Annotated in this window: 14 protein-coding genes; 11 read left to right on the forward strand and 3 right to left on the reverse strand. The window is 73.3% G+C overall.

Annotated features, from left to right (window positions below; genetic code table 11):
* Window positions 1-6 precede the first annotated feature (6 nt).
* The 8 genes from AMPC_RS02550 to AMPC_RS02585 all read left to right on the forward strand — a co-directional run bounded on the left by AMPC_RS02550 (window position 7) and on the right by AMPC_RS02585 (window position 7,272).
* Window positions 7-354, forward strand: coding sequence for a c(7)-type cytochrome triheme domain-containing protein (locus AMPC_RS02550; RefSeq protein ID WP_248344072.1), 348 nt, complete (start codon window positions 7-9; stop codon window positions 352-354).
* Window positions 355-373: 19 nt separating this feature from the next.
* On the forward strand, window positions 374-1,102 hold the full coding sequence (locus AMPC_RS02555; protein ID WP_248344074.1) for a glycine cleavage system protein H: 729 nt from the start codon (window positions 374-376) through the stop codon (window positions 1,100-1,102).
* A 350-nt stretch (window positions 1,103-1,452) separates the two neighbouring features.
* Entirely contained in the window at window positions 1,453-2,505 is a 1,053-nt protein-coding gene (locus tag AMPC_RS02560) for a cytochrome c3 family protein (RefSeq protein WP_248344079.1), read from the forward strand.
* Window positions 2,502-3,242 (forward strand): formate dehydrogenase subunit gamma, encoded by a 741-nt coding sequence (locus AMPC_RS02565; RefSeq protein ID WP_248344081.1) that lies wholly within the window; start codon window positions 2,502-2,504, stop codon window positions 3,240-3,242. Before AMPC_RS02560 ends, AMPC_RS02565 begins: the two co-directional genes overlap by 4 nt.
* Window positions 3,220-4,200, forward strand: a complete 981-nt coding sequence (locus AMPC_RS02570) for a M48 family metalloprotease (RefSeq protein WP_248344088.1) — start codon at window positions 3,220-3,222, stop codon at window positions 4,198-4,200. The genes AMPC_RS02565 and AMPC_RS02570 overlap by 23 nt, the downstream gene beginning before the upstream one ends.
* Complete coding sequence (locus tag AMPC_RS02575) at window positions 4,197-4,760, forward strand: hypothetical protein (RefSeq protein ID WP_248344090.1); 564 nt, start codon at window positions 4,197-4,199, stop codon at window positions 4,758-4,760. Before AMPC_RS02570 ends, AMPC_RS02575 begins: the two co-directional genes overlap by 4 nt.
* Window positions 4,757-6,622 carry a histidine kinase gene (locus AMPC_RS02580; RefSeq protein WP_248344091.1) on the forward strand — a complete coding sequence of 622 codons (1,866 nt, stop codon included), beginning with the start codon at window positions 4,757-4,759 and terminating at the stop codon, window positions 6,620-6,622. The genes AMPC_RS02575 and AMPC_RS02580 overlap by 4 nt, the downstream gene beginning before the upstream one ends.
* Entirely contained in the window at window positions 6,619-7,272 is a 654-nt protein-coding gene (locus AMPC_RS02585; protein WP_248344093.1) for a response regulator, read from the forward strand. The genes AMPC_RS02580 and AMPC_RS02585 overlap by 4 nt, the downstream gene beginning before the upstream one ends.
* Window positions 7,273-7,364: 92 nt before the next feature.
* Here AMPC_RS02585 and AMPC_RS02590 read toward each other — a convergent pair whose 3' ends face one another.
* The 3 genes from AMPC_RS02590 to AMPC_RS02600 all read right to left on the reverse strand — a co-directional run bounded on the left by AMPC_RS02590 (window position 7,365) and on the right by AMPC_RS02600 (window position 12,868).
* The gene (locus AMPC_RS02590; RefSeq protein ID WP_248344095.1) at window positions 7,365-7,784 is read right to left on the reverse strand and encodes a hypothetical protein; all 420 of its coding nucleotides are present in this window, start codon (window positions 7,782-7,784) and stop codon (window positions 7,365-7,367) included.
* 75 nt (window positions 7,785-7,859) lie between these two features.
* On the reverse strand, window positions 7,860-8,291 hold the full coding sequence (locus AMPC_RS02595; RefSeq protein WP_248344097.1) for a hypothetical protein: 432 nt from the start codon (window positions 8,289-8,291) through the stop codon (window positions 7,860-7,862).
* 350 nt (window positions 8,292-8,641) lie between these two features.
* The gene (locus AMPC_RS02600; protein ID WP_248344099.1) at window positions 8,642-12,868 is read right to left on the reverse strand and encodes a Kelch repeat-containing protein; all 4,227 of its coding nucleotides are present in this window, start codon (window positions 12,866-12,868) and stop codon (window positions 8,642-8,644) included.
* A gap of 252 nt (window positions 12,869-13,120) precedes the next feature.
* Here AMPC_RS02600 and AMPC_RS02605 point away from each other — a divergent pair, with 252 nt between their 5' ends.
* Genes AMPC_RS02605 through AMPC_RS02615 form a run of 3 tightly spaced genes read left to right on the forward strand, consistent with a single transcriptional unit; the run spans window position 13,121 to window position 21,929 of the window.
* Complete coding sequence (locus AMPC_RS02605) at window positions 13,121-16,234, forward strand: PKD domain-containing protein (RefSeq protein WP_248344101.1); 3,114 nt, start codon at window positions 13,121-13,123, stop codon at window positions 16,232-16,234.
* On the forward strand, window positions 16,231-17,337 hold the full coding sequence (locus AMPC_RS02610; protein WP_248344103.1) for a cytochrome c3 family protein: 1,107 nt from the start codon (window positions 16,231-16,233) through the stop codon (window positions 17,335-17,337). The genes AMPC_RS02605 and AMPC_RS02610 overlap by 4 nt, the downstream gene beginning before the upstream one ends.
* Window positions 17,334-21,929, forward strand: coding sequence for a NapC/NirT family cytochrome c (locus tag AMPC_RS02615; protein WP_248344107.1), 4,596 nt, complete (start codon window positions 17,334-17,336; stop codon window positions 21,927-21,929). The genes AMPC_RS02610 and AMPC_RS02615 overlap by 4 nt, the downstream gene beginning before the upstream one ends.
* Window positions 21,930-21,994: the final 65 nt, after the last annotated feature.

The following is a 21,994-nucleotide window of genomic DNA, read 5'->3' on the forward strand; positions in this document are numbered from 1 at the left end:
GACGCCATGAGAACGATCCGACTGAGCAGGGCGATGGTGCTGGGGGCGGTGCTGGGGATGGGGTTCGCGACCGCGAGCCTCGCCGGCGAGCTCAAGAAGCTGCCCGCCGACGTGGTGCTGCCGCAGGGTGAGGGGAGCCCGGGCAAGGTGACGTTCAGCCACGCCTCGCACGTGGACGCGGCGAAGCCGAGCTGCGTCACCTGCCACCCGGGGCAGTTCAAGATCCTCGAGAAGGCCAGCACCACGAGCGGTGCGCCGATCAAGCACGCCACCATGGAGAAGGGTGGCCAGTGCGGCAGCTGCCACGGCAAGGCGGCCTTCGGCTTCGACAGCTGCGACATGTGCCACAAGTAGGCGCGGAGGGGAGGACGTCATGGACGCGATCGTCAGCTTCCTGCAGGCGGCAGTGACCTTCATCGGCGGCCTCGCCGCGCGCATCGGCATCGTGCTGCTCGCCATGGCGGCGCTCGCCATCCCGGCCCTCCTGCTGCTGGCGGCGGCGCGCGGCATCCGCCGCCTCCAGCAGCGCCTCCTGGGGCTCACCCCGGTCGGCCACCTCACCTTCCGTCCCGGCCTGTTCTACGCGCCGGGGCACACCTGGGTGAGGCCCGAGGGGGACGACCTCCGCGTCGGCCTCGACGACCTGGCGCAGAAGATCGTGCCCTGGGCGCTCGCCATCGAGCTCCCGCGACCCGGCACCAAGGTGCGCAAGGGCGAGCCCGCGGCGGTGATCTCCTGCGGCGGCAAGCGCATGGTGATCACCGCCCCGGCGAGCGGCGTGGTCTCGGTCATCAACTCGGCCGTGGCGCACGACCCCTCGCTCGTGAAGAGCGACAGCTACACCCGTGGCTGGCTCTTCCGGATGACGCCCTTCGACACCACCTGGCGCGCGTTCCCGAGCGGCGAGCGGGCGCGCAAGTGGTTCGAGGTGGAGGGGCACCGCTTCGACGCGTACCTCGAGTCGCACCTCGGCATCGCCGCCGCCGACGGCGGGGCGTACGTGGCGCCGCCGGCGTCCCTCCTCAGCAACGACCAGTGGGACGGGCTCATGCGGACGTTCCTCGAGGCGCCGGCCGGGCAGGCGGAGGCGAGCGTCAACTGAAGGTGATCACGCCGCACGCGCCGTCGTTCACGGTGAGGCACGACGGCGCGACGAGAAGTTTCACGGTACGAGACATGGGGTCGAAATGACCCGGCAGTAAGGAGGCTTAACGGACAGGTGATCGAATTGCGCAGAAGTTGCGGGAAGCGCGCGAGGACCTCTCTTGCGCGCTTCCCTTTTCCTTTTGCCTTACCCGTTTGAGCCGGCGGGCCGATCGAAATTGATCATAGGCAAGAAAAAAGCGCGGAAAACCGGGCGAAAACAAAGGCCCTGCCTCGACACCGCAATCCTGGATGCGGTATTGCTCCCCTGCAGCAGTTCAAACGAACCCCATTTTGGGGGGGACCAGGATGCTCAAGACCAGACTCTTTCTTCTAACGGCCCTGCTGGCCTTCACGGCCAGTAGAGCTCGGGCGGGTATCCCCGCCGAGCAGGACGATTGCCTCGGGTGTCACGGTGGGGACAAGTCCATGACCATGGACCTGCCGAGCGGCGAGAAGCTGCCCATCTACGTGGACACCGCGGTCTTCGCCAAGTCGGTGCACGGCGAGATGCTGCGCTGCGCCGACTGCCACTCGGACAAGAACGGCTACCCGCACAACTCGAAGCCGTTCAAGAACCGCCGCGACGTGACGGTGGCCTATTACGAGCAGTGCAAGGCCTGCCACTTCGCCAACTACACGAAGACGCTCGACGGCGTGCACTTCGCGGTGCTGGCGAAGGGCAACCAGAAGGCCGCCCTCTGCGTGGACTGCCACGGCTCGCACGACATCACCCGGCCGACCGAGCCGCGCGCCCGCATCTCGGCCACCTGCGCCGGCTGCCACCAGAAGGAGTCCGACGTCTACGTGAAGAGCGTGCACGGCAAGGCGCTCGCCGAGCAGAACCAGGACGTCCCGGTCTGCACCGACTGCCACCGCGCCCACGACATCGCCGACCCGCGCGACGGCAAGCTGTCGATGCGCACCCCCGAGGTCTGCGGCCGCTGCCACACCAACGAGAAGCTGATGGCGAAGTACGGCCTCTCCACCCACGTGGTGGACTCGTACCTCTCCGACTTCCACGGCATGTCGGCCTCGCTGCAGCGGAAGACCAAGGGCGGCCCGAAGGGCATGGTCGCCGCGGTCTGCACCGACTGCCACGGCGTGCACGACATCCTCTCGGCCAAGGACCCGACCTCTCACACCGTGAAGGCGAACCTGGTCCAGACCTGCCGCAAGTGCCACCCCGGCGCCAACGAGAACTTCCCGTCGGCCTGGCTCTCGCACTACCAGCCGAGCTGGAACAAGGCGAGCCTGGTGTACGGCGTGCAGCTCTTCTACAAGTTCCTCATCCCCTTCATCCTGGGGTCGCTGGCGATCCAGATCGTCATCCACCTCTGGCGAGTCGTGGTGAATCGATGAACGCTCCTGCCCAGCAGCACTCCGAACAGATCGTCCGCTTCAGCTTCAGCCAGCGGCTGGAGCACATCGTCACCATCTTCACCTTCACCGGCCTCTGCCTCACCGGGCTCCCGCAGAAGTTCTACGCGAAGGGCTGGGCGCAGTGGATGGTCGAGCACCTCGGCGGCATCGACCAGACCCGCTGGATCCACCGGGCCATCGGCATCCTCTTCGTCACGGCCACGGTGGTGCACCTCGTGAACGGCCTCAACGCGCTCCTGTCGCGGCGCAGCGCCTTCACGATGCTGCTCAACAAGAAGGACTTCGAGGACTGCGTCCTGCAGCTGCGCTACTACCTCGGCCTCACCGACGAGCACCCCCGCTACGACCGCTTCGACTACAAGCAGAAGTGGGAGTACTGGAGCCTCTTCCTCGGGAACATCATCATGGGCCTCTCGGGCCTGATGCTGTTCTTCCCCACGGTGTTCGCGAAGGTGCTCCCCGGCCAGCTCATCCCCGCGGCGAAGGTGGCCCACTCGAACGAAGGGCTCATGGCCTTCTTCGTGATCGCGGTGTGGCACATCTACAACGCGCACCTGCAGCCGGACGTCTTCCCGTTCGACACCAGCATCTTCACGGGCAAGATCAGCCGCGAGCGCATGCTGCACGAGCACCCGCTCGAGCTGGCCCGCATCGAGGGGCGCTCCGCCGACGACGATCACGGTCACCACGCGGATGCCTCACGCAAGGTGGGCTGAGCTCGCCACCCAATCGATCCTCCACACCCTCATCGCCGCCCTCTACGTCGAGGCGCTGGTGAGGGGGTGGCGGATCCGGCACCCCGACCAGCGGCTCGCCCTGCGCCTCGTGGCGCTGGCGACGCCGCTGGTCGTCGTTCCGGCCCTGGTGTTCCTCTACCCGGAGCGCCGCAGCACCGCGTTCCTCGACGACGTGGCGCTCTTCGCCGGCCGGCACTGGGACGAGGTGCGGCTGCTGGGCGCCGGGCTGCACCAGCTCTGGGCGGCCGCGCTCGGCGTGGCCGGCACGCTGCTCTTCCTCATGGACCTCCTGCCGCTCCTGCGCAGGCGGCGCGACGAGTGGCGGGGCACCCCGCCGCCGGACGAGGTCGCCCTCCGGGTCGGCGAGCTGGCCCGGCGCCTCGGGCTGCCCCTCCCGGCCATCCACTACCGCGAGACGCCGCGCCCGCTCCTCTTCGTCACCGGGGTGCGGACGCCGGCCCTCGTCCTCTCCCGCGGCACGCTCGACCTGCTCGACCCCCAGGAGCTGCGGGCCGCGCTGGCGCACGAGCTCGGGCACCTCGCCCGGCGCGACCCGGCGGTCTCCTGGGCGCTCATGGGCGGCCGCGCGCTGCAGTTCTTCAACCCCGCCTTCCAGGTGCTCGCCCGGGCCATGGCCAAGGACGCCGAGTGGCGCGCCGACGAGGACGCGGCGCGGCTCTGCGGCGACCGGCTGGCGCTCGCCGCCGCCCTGCTGAAGCTCTATCGGGCGACCGAGGGGCTGCCGTCGCCGCCGGGCCGCCGCAACCTGCCGCTCGCCGGCGGCCTGGCCGGCCCGCTCGCCGAGGCCCGCGCCCTCGACATGGAGCGCCGCTGCCGCCGGCTGCTCGCCCCCGCGCCGTATCCAGCCCCGCTCGGCGCGGTCCGGCTCGCGGCCGCTGGCGCCGCCCTCGCGGTCCTGCTCTACTTCGTCGCATGACCGCGCCCGCCGACAGGGAGGCCTCGGGGCCGGAGCTGGCGCGCGCCGCGCTGGTGTTCGCGCTCGTGAGCGGCGTGACCGTGATCCTCCTCGGCGCGCTCGACGCGCTGCCGTCCGTCCTCCGGGGCGAGGACCGGCGGGTCCACCCGGTCCCGACCGTGCAGGAGGCGGAGCGACGGCTCAGGAGCCGCCTCGTGCTCCCGGCCTACTTCCCCGACACGCTCCGCTGGCCGCCGGCGCTCATCCGCGTGCAGTCCTCGCCCCCGGCCGTCGCGATGGAGATCCAGGCGCGCGACGGCGAGCCCCGGATGCTGCTCGCGCAGTCGGTCGGCGCCGACGAGGCGCCGCCCTCGCAGCTCGTGCCCCCCTCGCCGGCGATCGGCGTGAGCACGGTCGCGGTCGGGAAGCTCCCGGGGAAGCTCGGCCGCGTGGTCGGGCCCGACGGGCGCATCTGGTACGAGCTCAGCTGGGTGACGGCCGGGCACCGGATGGTCTACCGGTCGGCCGGCTCGCTCGAGGAGCTGCTCAAGATGGCGCGCAGCGCCCGGGAGGCCCCGTGAGGACGCCGTTCGAGGCCGGGGTGCCGCTGGCGCGCACCATCCACTTCCGCGTCTACCTCCTCATGGCGCTGGGGGTCTTCTTCTCCATCGCCGCCATGGCGATCGCCGGCTGGATCAAGGTGCGCAGCCTCGACGGGCGGCTCATGCAGGGGCGGCTGCGCGCCGCCGAGGCGGTCGCCGAGCACCTCGACGAGCAGCTCCGGCTCGACCTCGAGCTCCTGCTGCACGTCCCGACGCGCCAGGGCTTCGACCTCGAGGACCGGGAGTCGCGCCCCGAGCGCGAGGCGATGCACGAGGAGTACCTGCACTTCCGCTTCCCGGGGATGTACCTCGTGAACGCGCAGGGCGAGGTGGTGCAGGAGGAGCCGGCCCGCGGCGGCGCGGCGCCCACCACGCCGCCGTCGCTCGCCGGTCCGTTCCAGCAGCTGCTCGCCACCGGCCGCCCGGTGGTCTCGAACCTGCTCACGCCCGAGGACGGCGGGCGGCTCTACCAGCTCGTGCCGGTGCGCAACTGGCAGGGCCGGGTGGTCGGCGCCGTCGGCGGGCGGATGGATCCCACCCTGGCGCGCGCCGTCCGCGTGCTGCGCCACCTGGTCCCGCCGGGGGAGGGGCACGCCGACCTGCTGGACGGGAACGGGGTGGTCGTCGCCAGCACCGACCCGGCGCGCGCCCGGCGCGCCACCGAGTGCCGCGGCCACCTCGCCGAGCTCATCGCCCAGAAGAAGCCGGAGGTGGCGACCTGCGGGGGCTGCCACCCGGCGCGGATCTACGGGGCCGAGCAGGTGCGCGCGTTCGCGCCGCTCTCGGCGGCGCCCTGGGCGGTGGCGGTCTGGCAGCCGCGCGACGCCGTGGTGGCCTCGGGCGGCGAGATGCCGGCCACGTTCCTCGGGGTGGTGCTGGTGGTGGCGTTCTTCTCGGCGCTCTTCGCCTGGGGCGCGGCCCGCAGCGTGACCGAGCCCATCTACGTGCTGACCGGCGAGGCCGAGCGGATCGCCACCGGCGAGCTCGACGAGCCGATCCCCGATCTCGGGACCGACGAGGTGGGCCGCCTCGCGGCCGCGCTCGACCGCATGCGCCGCTCGCTCGCCGGGCTCATCCGCGAGGTGGGCGACGCCAACACGGAGCTGGAGAAGCGGGTGGAGGCCCGGACCGCCGAGCTCGCCCAGGTGAACGCCCGGCTCCGGGAGCGGGAGGCGGCGCGCCGGGAGCTGCTCCGCAAGCTCATCGGGGCCCAGGAGAGCGAGCGCAAGCGCATCGCCCGCGAGCTGCACGACGACACCACCCAGAGCCTGGCGGTGCTGGTGATGGGGCTCGAGGCCGCCTCCGCGGCCCTCCGGTCCGGCGCCGGCCAGCCGCGGCTCGACGAGGTGAAGGCGCTGGCGGTGCAGACGCTCGAGGAGGTCCACCGGATCATCCGGGACCTGCGCCCGTCGGTCCTCGACGACCTCGGCTTCTACTCGGCCGTCCGCTGGTACGCCGACAACACGCTCGGCTCGCGCGGGGTGGACGTCCGCTGCGAGATCGCCGCCACCAGCCGCCGCCTCCCGCCCGAGATGGAGACGGCCCTGTTCCGGGTCTGCCAGGAGGCGCTCAACAACGTGGCGCGGCACGCCCAGGCGGAGAAGGTGCTGGTGCAGCTCGAGCAGCAGGGCGACGTCCTCCGGATCGAGATCGAGGACGACGGCCGGGGCTTCGACCTCGCGAGCGCCGGGGGAGCCAGCGGCGGCCGGCCCCACTTCGGCCTCATGGGTATCCGCGAGCGGGTGGAGATCCTCGGCGGCAAGCTGCAGGTAGACTCGGCGCCGGGGCAGGGCACCCGGCTGTCCATCGAGGTGCCCGTGCCGCCGGAGGTCGAAGCGTGAGCAAGATCCGGGTCCTGATCGCCGACGACCACGCCATCCTGCGGGAGGGCGTGCGGGCGCTGCTCAAGGCGGCGGCGGACGTCGAGGTGGTCGGCGAGGCGGCCGACGGGCTGCAGGCGATCGAGAAGTGCCGCGAGCTCGAGCCAGACGTGGTGCTCATGGACATCGCCATGCCCGGGCTCGGCGGGATCGAGGCGGCGCTCGAGCTCAAGAAGACCGGCTCGCGCACCCGGGTGCTGGTGATGTCGCAGTACGAGGATCGCGAGTACGTCCGCCGCATGCTCAAGGCCGGGGCCGCGGGGTACGTCCTCAAGAAGTCGGCCGGCGCGGAGCTCGCGAACGCCATCCGCGCCGTCGCCCGCGGCGGCCTGGTGCTCGACCCGGAGGTCGCCCGCGCCGCGGTGGAGGAGGCGAGCCCGGGCGGCGCGGCGGCCGGCGATCCCTACGAGGCGCTCACCGACCGCGAGAAGCAGGTGCTGAAGCTGGTCGCCGAGGGGAAGAGCAACAAGGAGGTCGCGGAGCTGCTCGGCATCAGCGTGAAGACCGCCATGAGCCACCGCGAGCGGGTGATGGAGAAGCTCGACGTCCACAACCGCACCGAGCTCGTCCGCTTCGCGCTCAAGCGCGGCGTGATCCGGGTGGACGGCTAGGCCGGACCCGGCCCGCCGCCGGCGCTCAAAGAACGCCGAGAGCCGGCCGGGCTCGTGGCCCGCCGGCTCCCGCGCTCGAGGCGATGCGCCCGCTACTTGCGCTTCTCCTCGATCTCCTTGGCGAGCTTCTCGATCGACTCGCTGCCGGCCGGGGCGGCGCCGTCCTTCTTCTCGGCCTCGGGCTTGCCCGTGAGGCCGGCCGCGCCGGGGACGAAGGCGCCGGGGCTGACGGTGGCCGCGAGCTCGGAGGCGCTCTTCCTGGCGCCGCCGGTGACGAGCCCCGCCACGGCCTTCACGGTGAGGTAGATGCCGATGAAGGGCATGAAGAGCACGAACAGGCCGCCCATGATGGGGGCGAGCAGCATCGCCGCCCAGACCGGCACCTGCGTGAACTGTTCGTGGGCCGAGCCGGGGAGGGCGCCGCCGTCGGCGGGGATCCCGGTGAGGCTCCAGCGCGACATGCTCCAGTAGTAACCGCTCTTCACGACGGTGCCGCCAGCGTAACGGGCCATGGTCATTCTCCTTCGATTGCGATTGCGTCGATTGCCGAGCCTGGGGTGAGCTGCCGAGCGTCGCGACCTTCGAGCCTAGTGCTGCCGCTTCGACTCGATCTCCTTCGCGAGCTCCTCGAGCGCCTCCTGCCCGGCGACCTCGGACGGCGGCCCCTTCTCCTCGACCTTGGTCTCCGCGCGCTTGCCGGTGAAGTGCGCCTCGCCGGGCTGCCAGCCGGGGGTGACGGTGGCGGCGAGCTCGCCGGCCTGACGCTTGAAGATCCGGACCACCGGCTGCACCGCGGCGTTGACCGCGAGGTAGATGCCGATGAAGGGCATGAAGAGCACGAAGGCGGCGCCGAGCATCGGGGCGAGCACCAGGGCCGCCGCGGTGTTGACCTTCAGGTACTCGTCGCTGGCGCTGCCGGGCAGGGTCTGGCCGTCCGCCTTCACCGGCTCGAGCGCCCAGTTGTTGAGGTGCCAGTAGTAACCGCCCTTGACCTGCGAGCCGCCGCTGAGCTTCGTCATGGTATCCTCCGTGCTTCCGATTGACCGTCCGTGCTGTCGAGGCGAGGTGCCTCATCGCTACGGTGCCAATATGGCGCAATCGGAGCGCCCGCGAAATTGGTGCAATCCCCGAGGCCGCGGGGTTTGAGTCCGCAGCCGCGGGCGGTGGCGCGCCGGGGAGCGGGCGCCGCGCGCTCCCGAGGGCGCGGCCGCGGAGTCCGGAGGGCGCCTCCGGAAAACACCCGAGCCCGGCCGGGGCTCCGGCGTATTCACGAGACAAATCGAGCCTGGCCGGAGGGATCCGGCCAGGCTCGGGGAAGGCGCCGCGCGAGCGCGGCCTCGGGCCGGGGAGGGGCGTCCCCCGGGGCCGATCAGGGCAGCAGGTAGCGGACCTGCGCCTGGACGAAGTCCGTCCAGATGTCGCTGGCTTGCGTGCCGCCGGGGCTCGACGAGGGGACCGTGGGCACCGCGAGCAGCGAGAGCCGGCCGCCCGAGAAGAAGCGGGCGGCGGCGCCCGGCAGGCTCGCCGGGATCGCGCCGGGGACCGCCGTGCCGTTCGCGCCGAGCGGCGCCCAGGCGCGGCCGGTCCAGTCCCAGGCCAGGAGCTCGGCGCCGTAGGCCGGGCCGGCTCCGCCGTCGCCGGAGCCCGCGCCCACCCAGGTGACGGAGGCGCTCACCACGGTGGCGGCCGGATCCACGGCGAAGGTGGCGAGGTGGGCCGCGAAGACGCTCGACGGCGCGCGACGGTCGTAGACCCAGAGGTCACCGTAGGTGAAGCCGTCGGTGCCGCCCAGCAGCGCGACGCCGCCGTCCACCTGGTCGAAGGCCAGGGCCACGGCCTCGCGCGGCAGCACCGGGGCGACTGGATCGGTGACCGGCGTCCAGGCCGGCGCCGGCGCGGAGCCGTCCCGCTCGAAGAGCCCGCCCAGCCCGTCGTGCAGCACGAGCACCCCGCGCAGCGCGTCGAAGGCGAGCGCCGGCGCGGCGCAGGCGGGGGGCGGAGCGGCGGCGTCGGCCTGCGACCACCCGCTCTCGCCGAGCGTCCAGGTGTCGGCGAGGCCGGCCTGGCCGTCGGGGGTGCCGCCGAAGAGCACGAGCTGGCCGGCGCGGCCGTCGAAGGCGAGCGCGGCGGTGGCGCGGGCCGGCGGGCGCTGCGCCGAGAGGAGCTCGGTCCAGTCGGCGCCGTCCCAGCTCCAGGTGTCGTCGAGCGGCGCGCCGCTCGAGGGATCGGCGCCGCCGAAGAGGACGGTCCTGCCGCGAGACGGGTCGAAGGCGAGCGCGTGCCCGAGCCGCGCCGGGGGCTGGTGGGCGCTCGTCACGTGCGTGAAGCCGCTCCCGTCCCACTCCCAGGTGCCGCACTGCGCGGGCTGGCCGGGCTCGCAGCCGAAGAGGACCGTCACCGCCCGCGCGGCGTCGTAGGCGAGGGGGGCCTGCGCCAGGGCGGGGTCCTGGGGCCCGGTCCGCGAGGTCCAGCCGCCCGGCCCGAAGGTCCAGGTGTCCGCCGAGGTGGGGTACGGGTCCTCCCCGTCGCCGTGGACGAGGAGGGCGCCGCGGGCGGCGTCGAAGGCCATGGGCGCCCGGACGCGTGCCGGGGGCAGCGCGCCGGCCAGGGCGGTCCAGGACGCCCCGTCGTAGGCGGCCACGAGCAGGGTCGCGCCCGGGCCGTCGTAGCGGTCGCCGCCGACGAGCAGCGTCCGCGCGGAGAAGGGGTCGTAGACCAGCGAGGCCTCGGCGCGGGCCCCGACGTACACCGGGTCGGTCGGCAGCGGCACGCCGGGGGACCAGCTCACGCCGTCGAACTGCCAGGTCTCGAGGCCGACGCTCGGCACCGGCGCGCCGCCCACCATCACCGCGACGCCTCGCGCGGAGTCGAACGCCATGGCGGCGAAGCTGCGGGCGGCCGGGGACTGCGGCGGGGCGAGCTGGGTCCAGGAGGCGCCGTCGAAGCGCCAGGTGTCGGCGAGGTCGTTGCCGGAGGCGTCGTTCCCGCCGAAGAGGAGCACCTGGTTCCGCGCGGAGTCGTAGGCCAGCGCGGCGCCGGCGCGGGCTCCCGGGCTGCCGGCCGGCGTGGCCTGCGTCCAGGTCTGGCTCGCGGTGTCGAAGGTCCAGGTGTCGTCGAAGGTGTTGCCGGCGGCGTCCCGCCCGCCGTAGAGCACGAGCTGCTCGGGGCCCGGGAGCCCCCACCAGAGGAGCCCGGTCATGATGCGCGGCGGGGGCGCGGTGATCGTCGGGACCTGGGCCCAGGTCAGGCCGTCGTAGATCCAGGTGTCACCGAGCGCGCTCCCGTCGGCGGCCTGGCCGCCGAAGAGCACCAGCTTCTGCGCCTTCTCGTCGTAGGCGAGCGCGGCGCCCCAGCGCGGCGAAGGCGAGGCGGGAGGGCTCGCCCGCGACCAGCGGGTGCCGTCGAAGGTGAGGAGCTCGTCGAGGCCCGGCGGGGAGATGGGGCCGTCGTCGCCGCCGAAGGCGAAGAGGGTGGGGGCGGTGGCGCCGGGCGGGAGCCCGAGGGCGACGCCCGGCCAGGCCCGCGGGCCGCCGGAGAGCCGGCGCCAGCCGGTCCCGGCGGCGCTGACGGGCGAGGCCGAGAGGTGGGCGGTGGCCCCGTCCGGCGCGGCGGCCGCGGCGAGGTCCTGGGCCGCGACCTCGTCGCCGAGCTGCAGCGCCAGCGCGGGCGAGGCGAGCCGCGGATCGGAGGGAGCGCTGAAGGCGTAGAGCGCGCCCGTGAGCGGCGCGAGCGGAGCGTGCGGGGCGCGCCCGCCGAGCGTCACCGCCGTCTGCACCGCGCGGGAGGCGACGGCCGCGGCCGCGTTGCCGGCCTTGTCCACGGCCTCGACCCAGACGTGGTCGAGCGAGGTGTCCCCGAGGGCCTGCTCCGCGAACCCGCCGTCCAGGCCGAGCGCGAAGCCCTGCGCCAGCACCGCGCCGGACGGGCCGTCGCGGCGCACCGTCACCTGCGCCACCGCGCTCACCGCGTCGCGCACCGCCCCGGAATCGCCGGAGAGGCCGTCGGGCGTGCCGGCGGGGCGGAGCTGGAAGACGAGGAGGGCGGGGTCGATGGCCGGCGGGGTCTCGTCCCGGCCGTCGAGCGCCTCGACCGCCGCGCCGACCAGGCCGCACTTGTCGGACCCTGCCGCGAACGCGCGGGGGACGCTCCGGGTGGCGGTGCCGACCTGGACGTCGAGGAAGCCGCCGTCGGCCTCGGCGGCGGTGGCGCCGAGGAGCGCGCCCGCGGCGTCGGTCACGTGCACGCCCGTGAGCGCGCAGGTCGAGGAGAAGGCGCCCGCGTCGCCGAAGACCGCGTCGGGCGCGGTGAGGTCGTTCCGCCGGAGGTGCAGCCGCGCGCCGTCGGCGACCGGCCCGGAGAGAGCCCGGCCCACCAGCGCCTCCACCGGAGCGCCCTCGTTGCCGCACTTGTCCACCGCGGCGACCCAGAGCCGGGCCGGGGCCGGGACGGGCGCGCCGACCGGGGTGACGTCGTGGGGGCCGAAGCCGCCGTCCGCGCCCGGCGTGGCCTCGAACAGCGGCGCGCCGCCCGCGTCCGAGGCGTAGATGCGGAAGATGGCGATGGCGCTCGCGTCGGTGAAGGCGCCGGCCTGCCCGGCGAGCTGGTCGGGCGTCTGCACGTCGTTGCGCTGGAAGCCGACGAGGGCGCCGTTTCCGAGCGGCCCGGCCACGTCGCGCCCGGCGCCGATGACCGCGGGCGCGGTCTCGGCGAAGGAGGCGGCCGAGACCGAGGCGTAGACCTCCTTGGGCGCGAACCGCGAGGCGCTGGCGCCGTCGCTGCCGGGGAGGGGCGTCTCGGGGACGGAGCCGTCGGCCGCGGGGGTGGCCTGGGCGAGCAGCGTGCCCGAGCCGTCGCGGAAGTAGACCGTCGCGCCCTGGGGCGCGGTCACCCCGCCGGCGGCGGCGCGCACCGCGTCGTTCTCGCCGAGCGGCTTGCGGACGATCTGGAACGCCGAGAGCGTCAGGCCCGGGGCGGTGGGGGTCGGCGGGATGACCTGCTTCGCGAGCGTCAGGGTCGGGACGGTGGCCTGCGCCTTGTAGGTGACCGCGACCCCGGTGGTGGCGTCGTCGTAGCCGGTGGCGGAGGCCACGACCGAGCGGGCGCCCGCCGGCACCCCGGTGATCGACCAGCTCCCCGACGCGTCGGGGGTCGCCGCGAGCCGCGTGCCCGCCACCCGCACCTGGACGGCGGTGGGCGACGCGCCGTCGCCGAGGGCGACCACGCCCGAGAGGGTCCCGGCCGGCGTGAAGTCGAGCTGCACCTGCGAGGCGTAGCCGGCCAGCACGACCGCGGTCGCGGTCAGGCTCCCCTCGGTGGTGGACGGCGCGACGGCCCGCACCTCGTAGCTGCCGGGGGGGAGGGAGGTGAAGGCGCGCTGGCCGCTCACGGTGGTGATCCCGGAGGCCGTGGCCGGGCCGGTGATGGTGAGGGCGATGCCGGAGTGATCCGAGAGGCCGGAGAGCCGGGCGGTCACGGCGATCACGCCGTCCTGGGTGGTGTCGCCACAGCCCGCGGCGAGCAACGCGAGGGCGCCGGAGAGGACGAGGAGGGCCGACCGGGAGCGGAGCCCATGCGTGCGGGAGGAGGAGAAGGTCATGGTTGGTCGCGGAGTGTGACGGAGGGGCAAGGGAGAATCCAACTGGGTGTTAACGCGCAGTTGGGTGGGGCAAAGCGCGCGACTTCGGAGGGTCTGGAAAACCTGTGGGTTCCTGTGGCCGGTGTGGGTCTCGTCTCGGAATCCGCAGATAGGCGGGCATTTGCGGGGCCTTGCGTGACGGTGGGTCAACGGGGCGGCATGGGTCCGTGGCGTGATATTTGCATTTTTCGTGCAACCATGCGTTCCCGTCCGGTGCCCCGTGCCTCGGCTTCGCTCCTCCTGCTCGCCGTTCTCACCGCCGCGCCCTCCGTCGCGAGGGCGGCCGCCTCGCCCGTCGTGGACGCGGTCACGGTCGACGTCGACCCGGTGCCGAGCAACGCGCCGGCGCGCGTGACCTGCGCCGCGCACGACCCGGCGGGCGGCATCCTCGCCTTCGCCATCCGGGTCAGCGCGGGGACGCTCGCGGGCGGAGTCCCGCAGCCCGACGGCTCCTCCCTCGCGACCGTCCCCATCTCGCCGGCCACCCCCGCGTCCCAGAGCCTGACCTGGCTCACGCCGGACCTCGGGACCGCCGTCACGGTCACCTGCACCGTGACCGGCACGGGGACGCGCTGGGACGGCAAGACCCACCTGACGGCGGCGCGCTCCATCGTGGTCACCACCACCAGCGCGCAGCCGCCCGTCATCGACGGCCTGATCGCGCCGACGGGCGACGTCGTGAGCGGCGCGCAGGCCACCTTCCGCATCGCCGCCCACGACCCGCTCGGCGGGACGCTGACCTACGACTGGAGCGCCAGCGGCGGGACCATCGCGGCGTCCGGCGACACGGCGATGTGGACCGCGCCGCAGCAGACCGGGAGCTACACCGTCGCCGTGACCGCGACCTCCTCGTCCGGCACCGCCAGGGCCAGCGCCACCGTCAACGTGGCGACCGCCGCGTTCCAGGGGAGCTTCAGCGCCGGCATCGGCGCGCCGCAGCGGGTCGCCGTCGGCTCCGACGGGCGCACCTGGGTGGTGGACGCGCAGACCGGTGACGTCGTCTGCTTCACCCCCCGCGGCGAGCTCATGGGGCGGTTCACGCCGCCGGATCGGGCGCTCGCGGTGGCGGCGACGGCCGCGGGGATCGCCGTCTCGACCGGGCAGGGCAACATCCATTACCTGGATCCCGCGAGCGGCCGGGTCCTCCGGACCATCTCGCCCGGTCCGGTCGCCTACGGGCTCGCCTACGATCGGACGCGGAACCTGCTGTGGGCGGCCGAGCGCGACATGTCGCGCGTCCGCGCCTTCCTGCCCGACGGGTCGTCCCCGGTCGTCCTCACGCAGGCCGGCGACGCGACGGCTGGCTTCACGCCCCTTGTCGGCGTGACCGCCGTGGCGGTGGACTCGGTCTCCGGGACGATCTGGGCCGTCCTGTTCTCGAACGAGACCGGGCTGCTGGCCCACGCCTTCCGCTACGACGGCGCCTGGCTCCGCTCCGCGATCGGCTTCGGCGGCGGGGCGGGTCAGGTGACGCGCGCCGGAGGCGCCGCCGTGGACGCGTCGGGCAGCCTCTACGTCACCGACATGTTCCAGGGGCACGTGGCGGTCGTGACGTCGGGCGGCTCGCCGCTCGGCGCGCTCGGCTCGTTCGGCAGCGGTCCTGGGCAGCTCAACCTGCCCACCGACGTCGCCATCGCGCCCACGGGAGACATCCTCGTCGCGAGCCAGGGGGTCGGCCGGCTCGAGCGCTTCGGTCGCGGCACTCCGCTGCCGACCTGCCCCAACGACGCCGACTGCGACGGGATGCCCGACGACTGGGAGCTGAAGTACGGCTTCGACCCGCACTTCGCCGGCGACGCCCTCCTCGACGCCGACGGGGACGGGCTGACGAACCTCGAGGAGTACCTGCGGGGCACCAATCCCCGGAATCGCGACACCGACGGGGACGGCGTCTCCGACGGCGACGAGATCGCGATGGGCACGAACCCGCTCGACTCCAGGGACCAGAAGCCCTCGCTCGTGCCCCCGTCGCCGCGCACCAGCGATCCGGGCCTGGTCCGGTTCTCGGTGACCTTGAAGAGCCGCTCGAGCTGCACGGTGAGCTGGCGGCAGCGGCTCGGCCCGACCGTCACCCTGCGCGACGCGACGACCTTCACGCCCTCCTTCGTCGGACGGACCGCGGCGCGTTACCAGTTCGTCGGCTCGGCGCGCTGCGGCAGCGTGGTGACGCCCGACGCGGTGCTCGAGGCCACCATCCGGAACGTGGCGCCGAGGCCGGACGCCGGCCGGCTCGCGGTGGTGCGGCCCGGCGCCCCGGTGGCGCTCGACGGCCGGCTCACGGCCGACGCCAACGCCGACACCGTCTCCTACGCGTGGGATCAGACCTCCGGCGCCGCCCTGATCGGACCGAGCGCGGGGGCCATGCTGAACCTGCGCGCCCGCCAGCCGGGGTTGTCCACCTTCCGCCTGACCGCGCGCGACGGCGGCGGGCTCAACGCGAGCGCCGAGGTCCCGGTGCTGGTGGTGAGCGCGCCGGGCGAGGCGCCGGCGGCGCGGGTGACCAGCCCGAGCGCGGGGCAGGTGGGTGTTTCCGTGCAGCTCGACGCCAGCGCGAGCTACGACCCGACCGGCGGGTCGGCGACGTACGCCTGGCAGCAGGTCGGCGGACCGGCGGTGACCCTCGCCGGCGCCGCGACCGCGACCCCGTCCTTCACGCCGGCCGCCCCGGGCCGCTACGCCTTCGAGGTGAGCCTCGCGACCAGCCGCTCCCGCTCTCCGGCCGCACGCGCGGAGGTGCTCGTCGGCGCCGGACCGGCGCTCCCGACGGCGGCGGTGGCGCAGCCCGTCCTCTCCGGCGCGGCCGGCGAGCCGGTCGAGCTCGACGGCAGCCCGAGCGTGGCCGCGGCGGGCGGCGCGCTCGAGTACGCTTGGCGCCAGGTCTCCGGGCCGGCGGCGGGGCTCACGGACGCGACCCGCGCCGTGGCCACGGTGGTGCCGTTCTACCCGGGCGTCCACATCTTCGAGCTCCTCGTCACCGAGAACGGCTCGCCCGGCGTCCCGGTCCGGGTCGAGGTGGACGCCTCGGCCCCCGGCCGCGGGATCCCGCAGGCGGCGGTCGCCGCGCCGGGACCGGCGACGGTGGACCAGGCGGTGACGCTCGACGGCACCGCCAGCCGCGATCCGGACGGTCACGCGCTCCGCTTCCGGTGGACGCAGACCGGCGGGCCGTGGGTGCCGCTCGACGACGCGGCCTCGCAGGCGCCGACCTTCCGGCCCCACCAGCCCGGGACCTACGTCTTCGAGCTGGAGGTGGACGACTACAAGATCCGCAGCGCGCCCGTCACGGCCACCGTGACGGTCTCGCCCGTGCAGGGGGGGAACCCATGAGAAGGAGCTGGCTCTTCGCCGCCGGCCTGGGCGGGATCGCCCTCGCCGTCGCCACTCGCGCCCTCGACGCGCCCCACGACGCCACCACCACGCCCGCCGTGGGCTGCACCAGCTGCCACGTCGCCCACGACGCGCCGGGCGGCTCGCTCACCGGCGTGGCCGGCAACGCGAACCTCTGCTTCAGCTGCCACAACAGCGGGATCGGCGCGCGGCTGGGGTTCCCGTGGGTCCCCGGCGACCAGGCGGTCCCGGGCGGCGGCGGCCTGTCGCACCGCTGGGACGCCACCGCGGTCAACCCGACCTACGGCGCCCGGATGCCGGCCAACGCCGAGATGGCGAAGCGGATCACCGCCAACGGCGGCGCCATCAACTGCTCGGTCTGCCACGATCAGCACGACAACCTGTCGAACGGCACCGGCGCGACCCTGCACAGCTCGATCGGCATCGGCGTGCCGCAGCGTGCGAACAGCACCCCCTACGCGAACCTGCAGGTGGCGAGCGTCAGCGCCAGCGCGGCGCCCAAGGGGTATCTCGTGAAGGTGACCGTGGGCGGCGTCATCGGCGCCGCCAAGTTCCAGTACTCGAACGACAACGGGATCACCTTCAACGGGACCGACCTCGTCACCAGCGCGAGCCCGGTCGCGACCGACAGCCAGCTCAGCGTCTCCTTCACCGGCACGGGCTCGCTGGTCGCGAACGCCGACCTCTGGCGCTTCTACGTGTCCTACCCGTTCCTCCGGGCGAGCAACGCCGCCAGCGCGATGTGCGAGGACTGTCACGCCGACCGCGTCCAGAGCGCCGACTGCGTGGAGGGGAGCGCCAGCGCGATGCAGCCGGGCGGCGGCACGATCAACTGCACCGCGGGGACCGGCAAGGTCTTCAGCCATCCCTCGGGGCCGGGCGTGACCATGAACGCGAGCAGCGTGCGGTACAGCAGCACCGCCGGCCTGCAGGTGCTCGACCCGTCGGGCGCGATCCAGGCCAGCACCACCTCCACCGCGAGCTTCCGGTTCTTCGGCACCTCGAGCAACGAGCTCCGCTGCATGACCTGCCACTACCCGCACAACTCGGACTCGAACGCGCTGACGGAGGACTATCGGTGAGCCGCCTGCTTCCGGGCCGCAAGGACCGCCGCATCGCCGCCCGCCCGGGGTGGCAATTGGCGCGCCTCGCGCTCGCGGCGGCGGTCCTGGTGATCGCGGGCGCCGCGCAGGCGCAGACCTACAGCTGGCAGATCAGCAACGGCACCACCGTCGCGGGCGTGACGACCAACTGGTCGTCGGCCTGCGGCCTGCAGCCGACCGCGACCGCCCTCTACAAGACGACGATGACGACGGCGACCATGGCGTGCGCGTCCGACAACCTCGGCACCACGCAGGCCGGGCCGTTCGACATGCTCCTGCTCGTGAAGAGCACCACGTACGCCGCGGCGACGACCGTGACCGGCGGTACCGGCAGCAAGTGGGGCCTCGCGAAGAGCGGCACCGGGACGGTCACCTACCGTTTCTCGCTCGGCTACGTGCTCGGCGGCGTCTTCACCGCCTTCGGCTACGTGGACCAGGCCGCGACGACCACCCAGACGGCGTACACCCCCAACCTGAGCGCGATCTCCGGGGTCGCGCCCGCCGGGTCGGCGCTGGCGCTCAAGGTGACGGTCCAGACCAACACCGCCGGCAACTCGACGCACGTCTACCTCGGCACCGGGACGAGCTCCGGCGGGACCCTGGTGGTCACCGAGACGGCCCTCCCGACCGTCACCCTCGCCGACGCCACCTCTCCCACGAGCACCACGCTCGCGCCGGGCGGCTCGGCCACCCCGCTCGACGCCTTCACGCTCCAGGCGAGCAGCGGCAGCGTCGCGGTGAGCGCGCTCACGGTCAGTCTCGCGGCGGGCTCCTCGGCGGCTCTCGCCCTGGTCGAGGTGACCGACTCCACCGGTGCGACCACCTACGGCTCGGTCGCGAACCCCTCGACCGACACCTTCAGCATCCCGCTCACCACGAACATCTCGGCGACCACCACGGCGACCCAGTACCGGCTGCGCATCACTCCCAAGGCGCACGCCGCCATGCCGGCGCCTCCGGGCGCGACCTACGCCGTGACGGGCATCGTGACCGGCGGCACGGCCACCGGCGCCACCTTCAGCGGCAGCTCGAGCAGCAGCGCGACCGTCACCATCGACAACCTCTCACCCGGCAACCCCACCGGCGTGGCCGGGACCCCGGGCGGAAACCAGGTGAACCTCTCCTGGACCAACCCCTCCGACAGCGATCTGGCCCAGGTGGTCGTCCTCCGGAGCAGCGCCGGCGCCATCGCCGACACGCCGGCGGAGGGCGCCTCCTACACCGTCGGCCAGACCGTCGGCGCGAGCACGGTGGCCTGCGTGGTCGCGGCGCCCGGGACGAGCTGCTCCGACAACGGGCTGACCAATGGGACGGCCTACTATTACGAGGCCTACGCCCGGGACTCGAGCGGGAACTACTCCGCCGGCGGCGCGGCCGCGGGCCCGTACACGCCGGTGTCGGCCGCGGGCACCCTGACCCTCGCTGCGGGCACCAACCCGGCCGCCGGGAACCTGGTCATCGGCAGCTCGGGCAACCTCGTCGGCAAGGTCAACCTCACCGTGTCGGGCTCTCCGGTGACGCTGACCTCGTTCACGGTCACCAACGCGCCGGTGGGCACGCCTGCCGCGGCGGCCGGGACGGACATCTTCTCCGTCACGCTGATGGACGGCACCGGAGCCGTGGTCGGCACCTCTCGCGGCAGCGGGACGAGCTTCGCCTTTCCGAACCTCTCCTACGCCATCTCCGCTTCCGCCACCTTCAGCGTCCTCGTCAACGTCGCCTCCACGGCAAACGCCAACGACAAGTTCGCCATGAAGGTCCTCGCCTCGGGGGTGACCGTGGACGCGGGCAGGATCGTGACCGGCAGCGCCACGGGAAACGACTTCACGCTCGTGACCACCGGCATGTCGGTCGAGGGCGACGCGACCGCCAACTCGGCCAAGGCGACCGTCTCGATCCTGAACCCGGCCCGCGGCGGCACGGTGAGCGGCGCCTTCCGCACGCAGGTCAGGGTGTACAGCCCGAACGGCCTCTCCAAGGTGACCGCCGTCACCGTGACGGCGGCAGGCTCGACCAGCAGCACGAAGCAGCTCGTGGCCTCCGCCGGCTCGATCGCCTGCCTCAACGCGAACTACGCGAACGACACGCGCTCGGGCGTGTTCGAGAGCAACCCGGGCGGCACCTGTCTCGTCGCCCACTTCTCCCTCTCCGCCGGTGCCTACACGCTCACCGCGTCCGTGACCAACGACGCCGGCACGGTGACGTCGGCGCCGGTCCCGCTCACCGTGGTGGGCACGAGGAAGGGCGACGGCAACCTCCTCGGCCGGGACAACGCCGCGCAGCTGTGCAGCGACTGCCACAACGTCCAGACCCACTCGAGCGAGCAGACCGCGGACGCCATCACCCACACCTCGAAGTACGGCTCCTGGTCCACCACCTGCCGCGACTGCCACGACCCGCACGGCACGCAGAACGTCTACCTGTTCCGGGAGCAGGTCACGCCGCCGCAGGTGAACGGGTCCTGGCCCCCGGCGCCGGTCTACTTCTCGAGCAAGGTGGGCGACTCCGGCGCCCCCGGCGCCACCAGCCGGTCCACCGCCTCCTTCGTGAACTCCGACGGGAGCGGGCCGTGCCAGGCCTGCCACACCCGCACCAACGACGGCAGCGGCGGCGCGCGCTGGCGCCGGAGCGACGCGGGCGGGAACGTGGACGCCCACTTCACCGCGGCGGCCACCACGCAGCCCTGCACCGACTGCCACAACCACACGGTCGGCTTCAAGGCGCGGGAGAGCTCGGGCGGCGAGGACTGCAACACCTGCCACAGCGCGGTCTTCAACTCGATGAAGGCGGGCGGCACCGGGGCCCACCAGCACCTCATGGCCTCCGCGCAGGCGGATCCCTCGAAGACCCAGACCTATCCGAGCTCGGGCTCCACCGTGTACCCGACCACGGTGCCCACCTCGAGCGCCACCGATACGGCCCGGCGCTGCCTCATGTGCCACGTGGATCACAGCATCTTCCGGCCGGACCTCAACGCGACCAACGGCGGGCGGGCGCGCAACCTCCGGGTCGCCATCGGGACGCAGCCGGCCCTCGCGAGCGGGTCCACGTACACCAGCACCGACTTCGACGGGCGCACCAACAGCGGCATCTGCACCTCCTGCCACCAGACGGCGCTCACGAAGGCCGTCACCGAGGGCGCCTCGACCAGGACCCCCGTCGTCGCGCCCGCCACCTACGGCGCATCGATGCACGACTACGCGTCGAACCCGGCCTCCAGCTTCCGGCAGACGGGCGTCGTCAACTACACGGCCAACTGCAGCAAGTGCCACTCCGACACGCTGCGGAAGAACTACCAGGCCACCGCCTACCCGAACAAGTTCAGCACCCACGGCTCGGCGCAGCCCTCGATCCTGGCGCCGATGGGCGCGTGGGCCTACACCTCCGGCGGCAGCCCGCCGACGGCCGCCCTGGACGAGGTGTTCTGCTACCAGTGCCACTCGGTCGCCGCCGACGGGCAGGGCGCGAACAGCAGCACGCTCGATTACTACTCGGCCGCCTCGATGGACACCGCCTCCAAGGCCATCTACCAGGTCATGCAGAAGACCGGCGGCGGCCACCGGGTCTCGAGCTTCACGGGCCAGCACCTCCCCTCGACCGACGACGAGACGCTGAGCTACCTCGCGAGCACGCCGCACGTCGCCTGCGCCGACTGCCACAGCCCCCACGCCGCCGGAAACGTGAACCACACGGCCGGCACCAACGCCATCCCGGCCAAGAGCCCGATCTCCGGGGTGATGGGGGCGACGCCGACCTGGTCGAGCACGTGGTGGGCCGCGGCGAGCGGCTGGACCTACACCACCGCGACCCACGAGTACGAGGTCTGCTTCAAGTGTCACGCGGGCGCGAACAGCGCCATCGGGACCGGCGGCTGGCTCGGCACGGCGGGCGCCTCGAGCCTGGCCGCGAACGCCTTCACGGACGTGGCCCGAGAGTTCAACCCCGCCAACCGGTCTACGCACCCGGTCGCGGCGCCCAACACCGGGCACGCCCTCGTCACCGCGCAGATGGCCGGCGGCTGGACGGCGGTCGGCACCCAGACCATGTACTGCTCCGACTGCCACGGCACCGACTCCTCCGGCGCCCAGGCCATGGGCCCCCACGGCTCGGCGGCGCCCTGGCTGCTGAAGGGTGGCTTCTGGCCGACGACGGACGGCAGCAACACCGTCTCGAAGCTCTACAAGCTCAGCAACTCGGGAGCGGGGAGCGGCCTCTTCTGCCTCGCCTGCCACCCGGCCCCGAACACCACCAACAACGTCCACACCGACTCCGGCCACCACGGGAACACGCCCTGCGTCGGCTGTCACATCGTCATCCCGCACGGCGGAAAGCTGTCGCGCCTCATCGCCTCCGGGACGTCCAACGGGTCCTCGTCGGTGGCGACCAACATGCCGGCCCGCTACTGCTTCGGGAACAACGTCAAGAACTGCAACATCGTCAAGTTCACGAAGACCAGCTACACGAGCTATCAGGACAGGAACTGCTACGCTCCGACGGGCAGCCCGGCCCTGGGCGGGAACCAGTGCAGCTCGAACCACACCAGCACCGGCTACGGCAGCGAGACCTGGTAGCCTGAAGAGCGCGATGCAGCAGACGAGTGGGCGGGGGGGGGGCCCTACCCAGCGACGTCGATGGA

This window comes from Anaeromyxobacter paludicola (assembly GCF_023169965.1).
In the GTDB taxonomy this organism is placed as follows: Bacteria; Myxococcota; Myxococcia; order Myxococcales; family Anaeromyxobacteraceae; genus Anaeromyxobacter_B; species Anaeromyxobacter_B paludicola.

What these genes read in the sequence shown, in the direction of transcription:
- AMPC_RS02595 (WP_248344097.1), bottom strand. Translation starts at nt 8,291, where the DNA reads ATGACGAAGCTCAGCGGCGGCTCGCAGGTCAAGGGCGGTTACTACTGG.
- AMPC_RS02610 (WP_248344103.1), top strand. Translation starts at nt 16,231, where the DNA reads ATGAGAAGGAGCTGGCTCTTCGCCGCCGGCCTGGGCGGGATCGCCCTC.
- AMPC_RS02560 (WP_248344079.1), top strand. Translation starts at nt 1,453, where the DNA reads ATGCTCAAGACCAGACTCTTTCTTCTAACGGCCCTGCTGGCCTTCACG.
- AMPC_RS02575 (WP_248344090.1), top strand. Translation starts at nt 4,197, where the DNA reads ATGACCGCGCCCGCCGACAGGGAGGCCTCGGGGCCGGAGCTGGCGCGC.
- AMPC_RS02555 (WP_248344074.1), top strand. Translation starts at nt 374, where the DNA reads ATGGACGCGATCGTCAGCTTCCTGCAGGCGGCAGTGACCTTCATCGGC.
- AMPC_RS02590 (WP_248344095.1), bottom strand. Translation starts at nt 7,784, where the DNA reads ATGGCCCGTTACGCTGGCGGCACCGTCGTGAAGAGCGGTTACTACTGG.
- AMPC_RS02565 (WP_248344081.1), top strand. Translation starts at nt 2,502, where the DNA reads ATGAACGCTCCTGCCCAGCAGCACTCCGAACAGATCGTCCGCTTCAGC.
- AMPC_RS02570 (WP_248344088.1), top strand. Translation starts at nt 3,220, where the DNA reads ATGCCTCACGCAAGGTGGGCTGAGCTCGCCACCCAATCGATCCTCCAC.
- AMPC_RS02550 (WP_248344072.1), top strand. Translation starts at nt 7, where the DNA reads ATGAGAACGATCCGACTGAGCAGGGCGATGGTGCTGGGGGCGGTGCTG.
- AMPC_RS02600 (WP_248344099.1), bottom strand. Translation starts at nt 12,868, where the DNA reads ATGACCTTCTCCTCCTCCCGCACGCATGGGCTCCGCTCCCGGTCGGCC.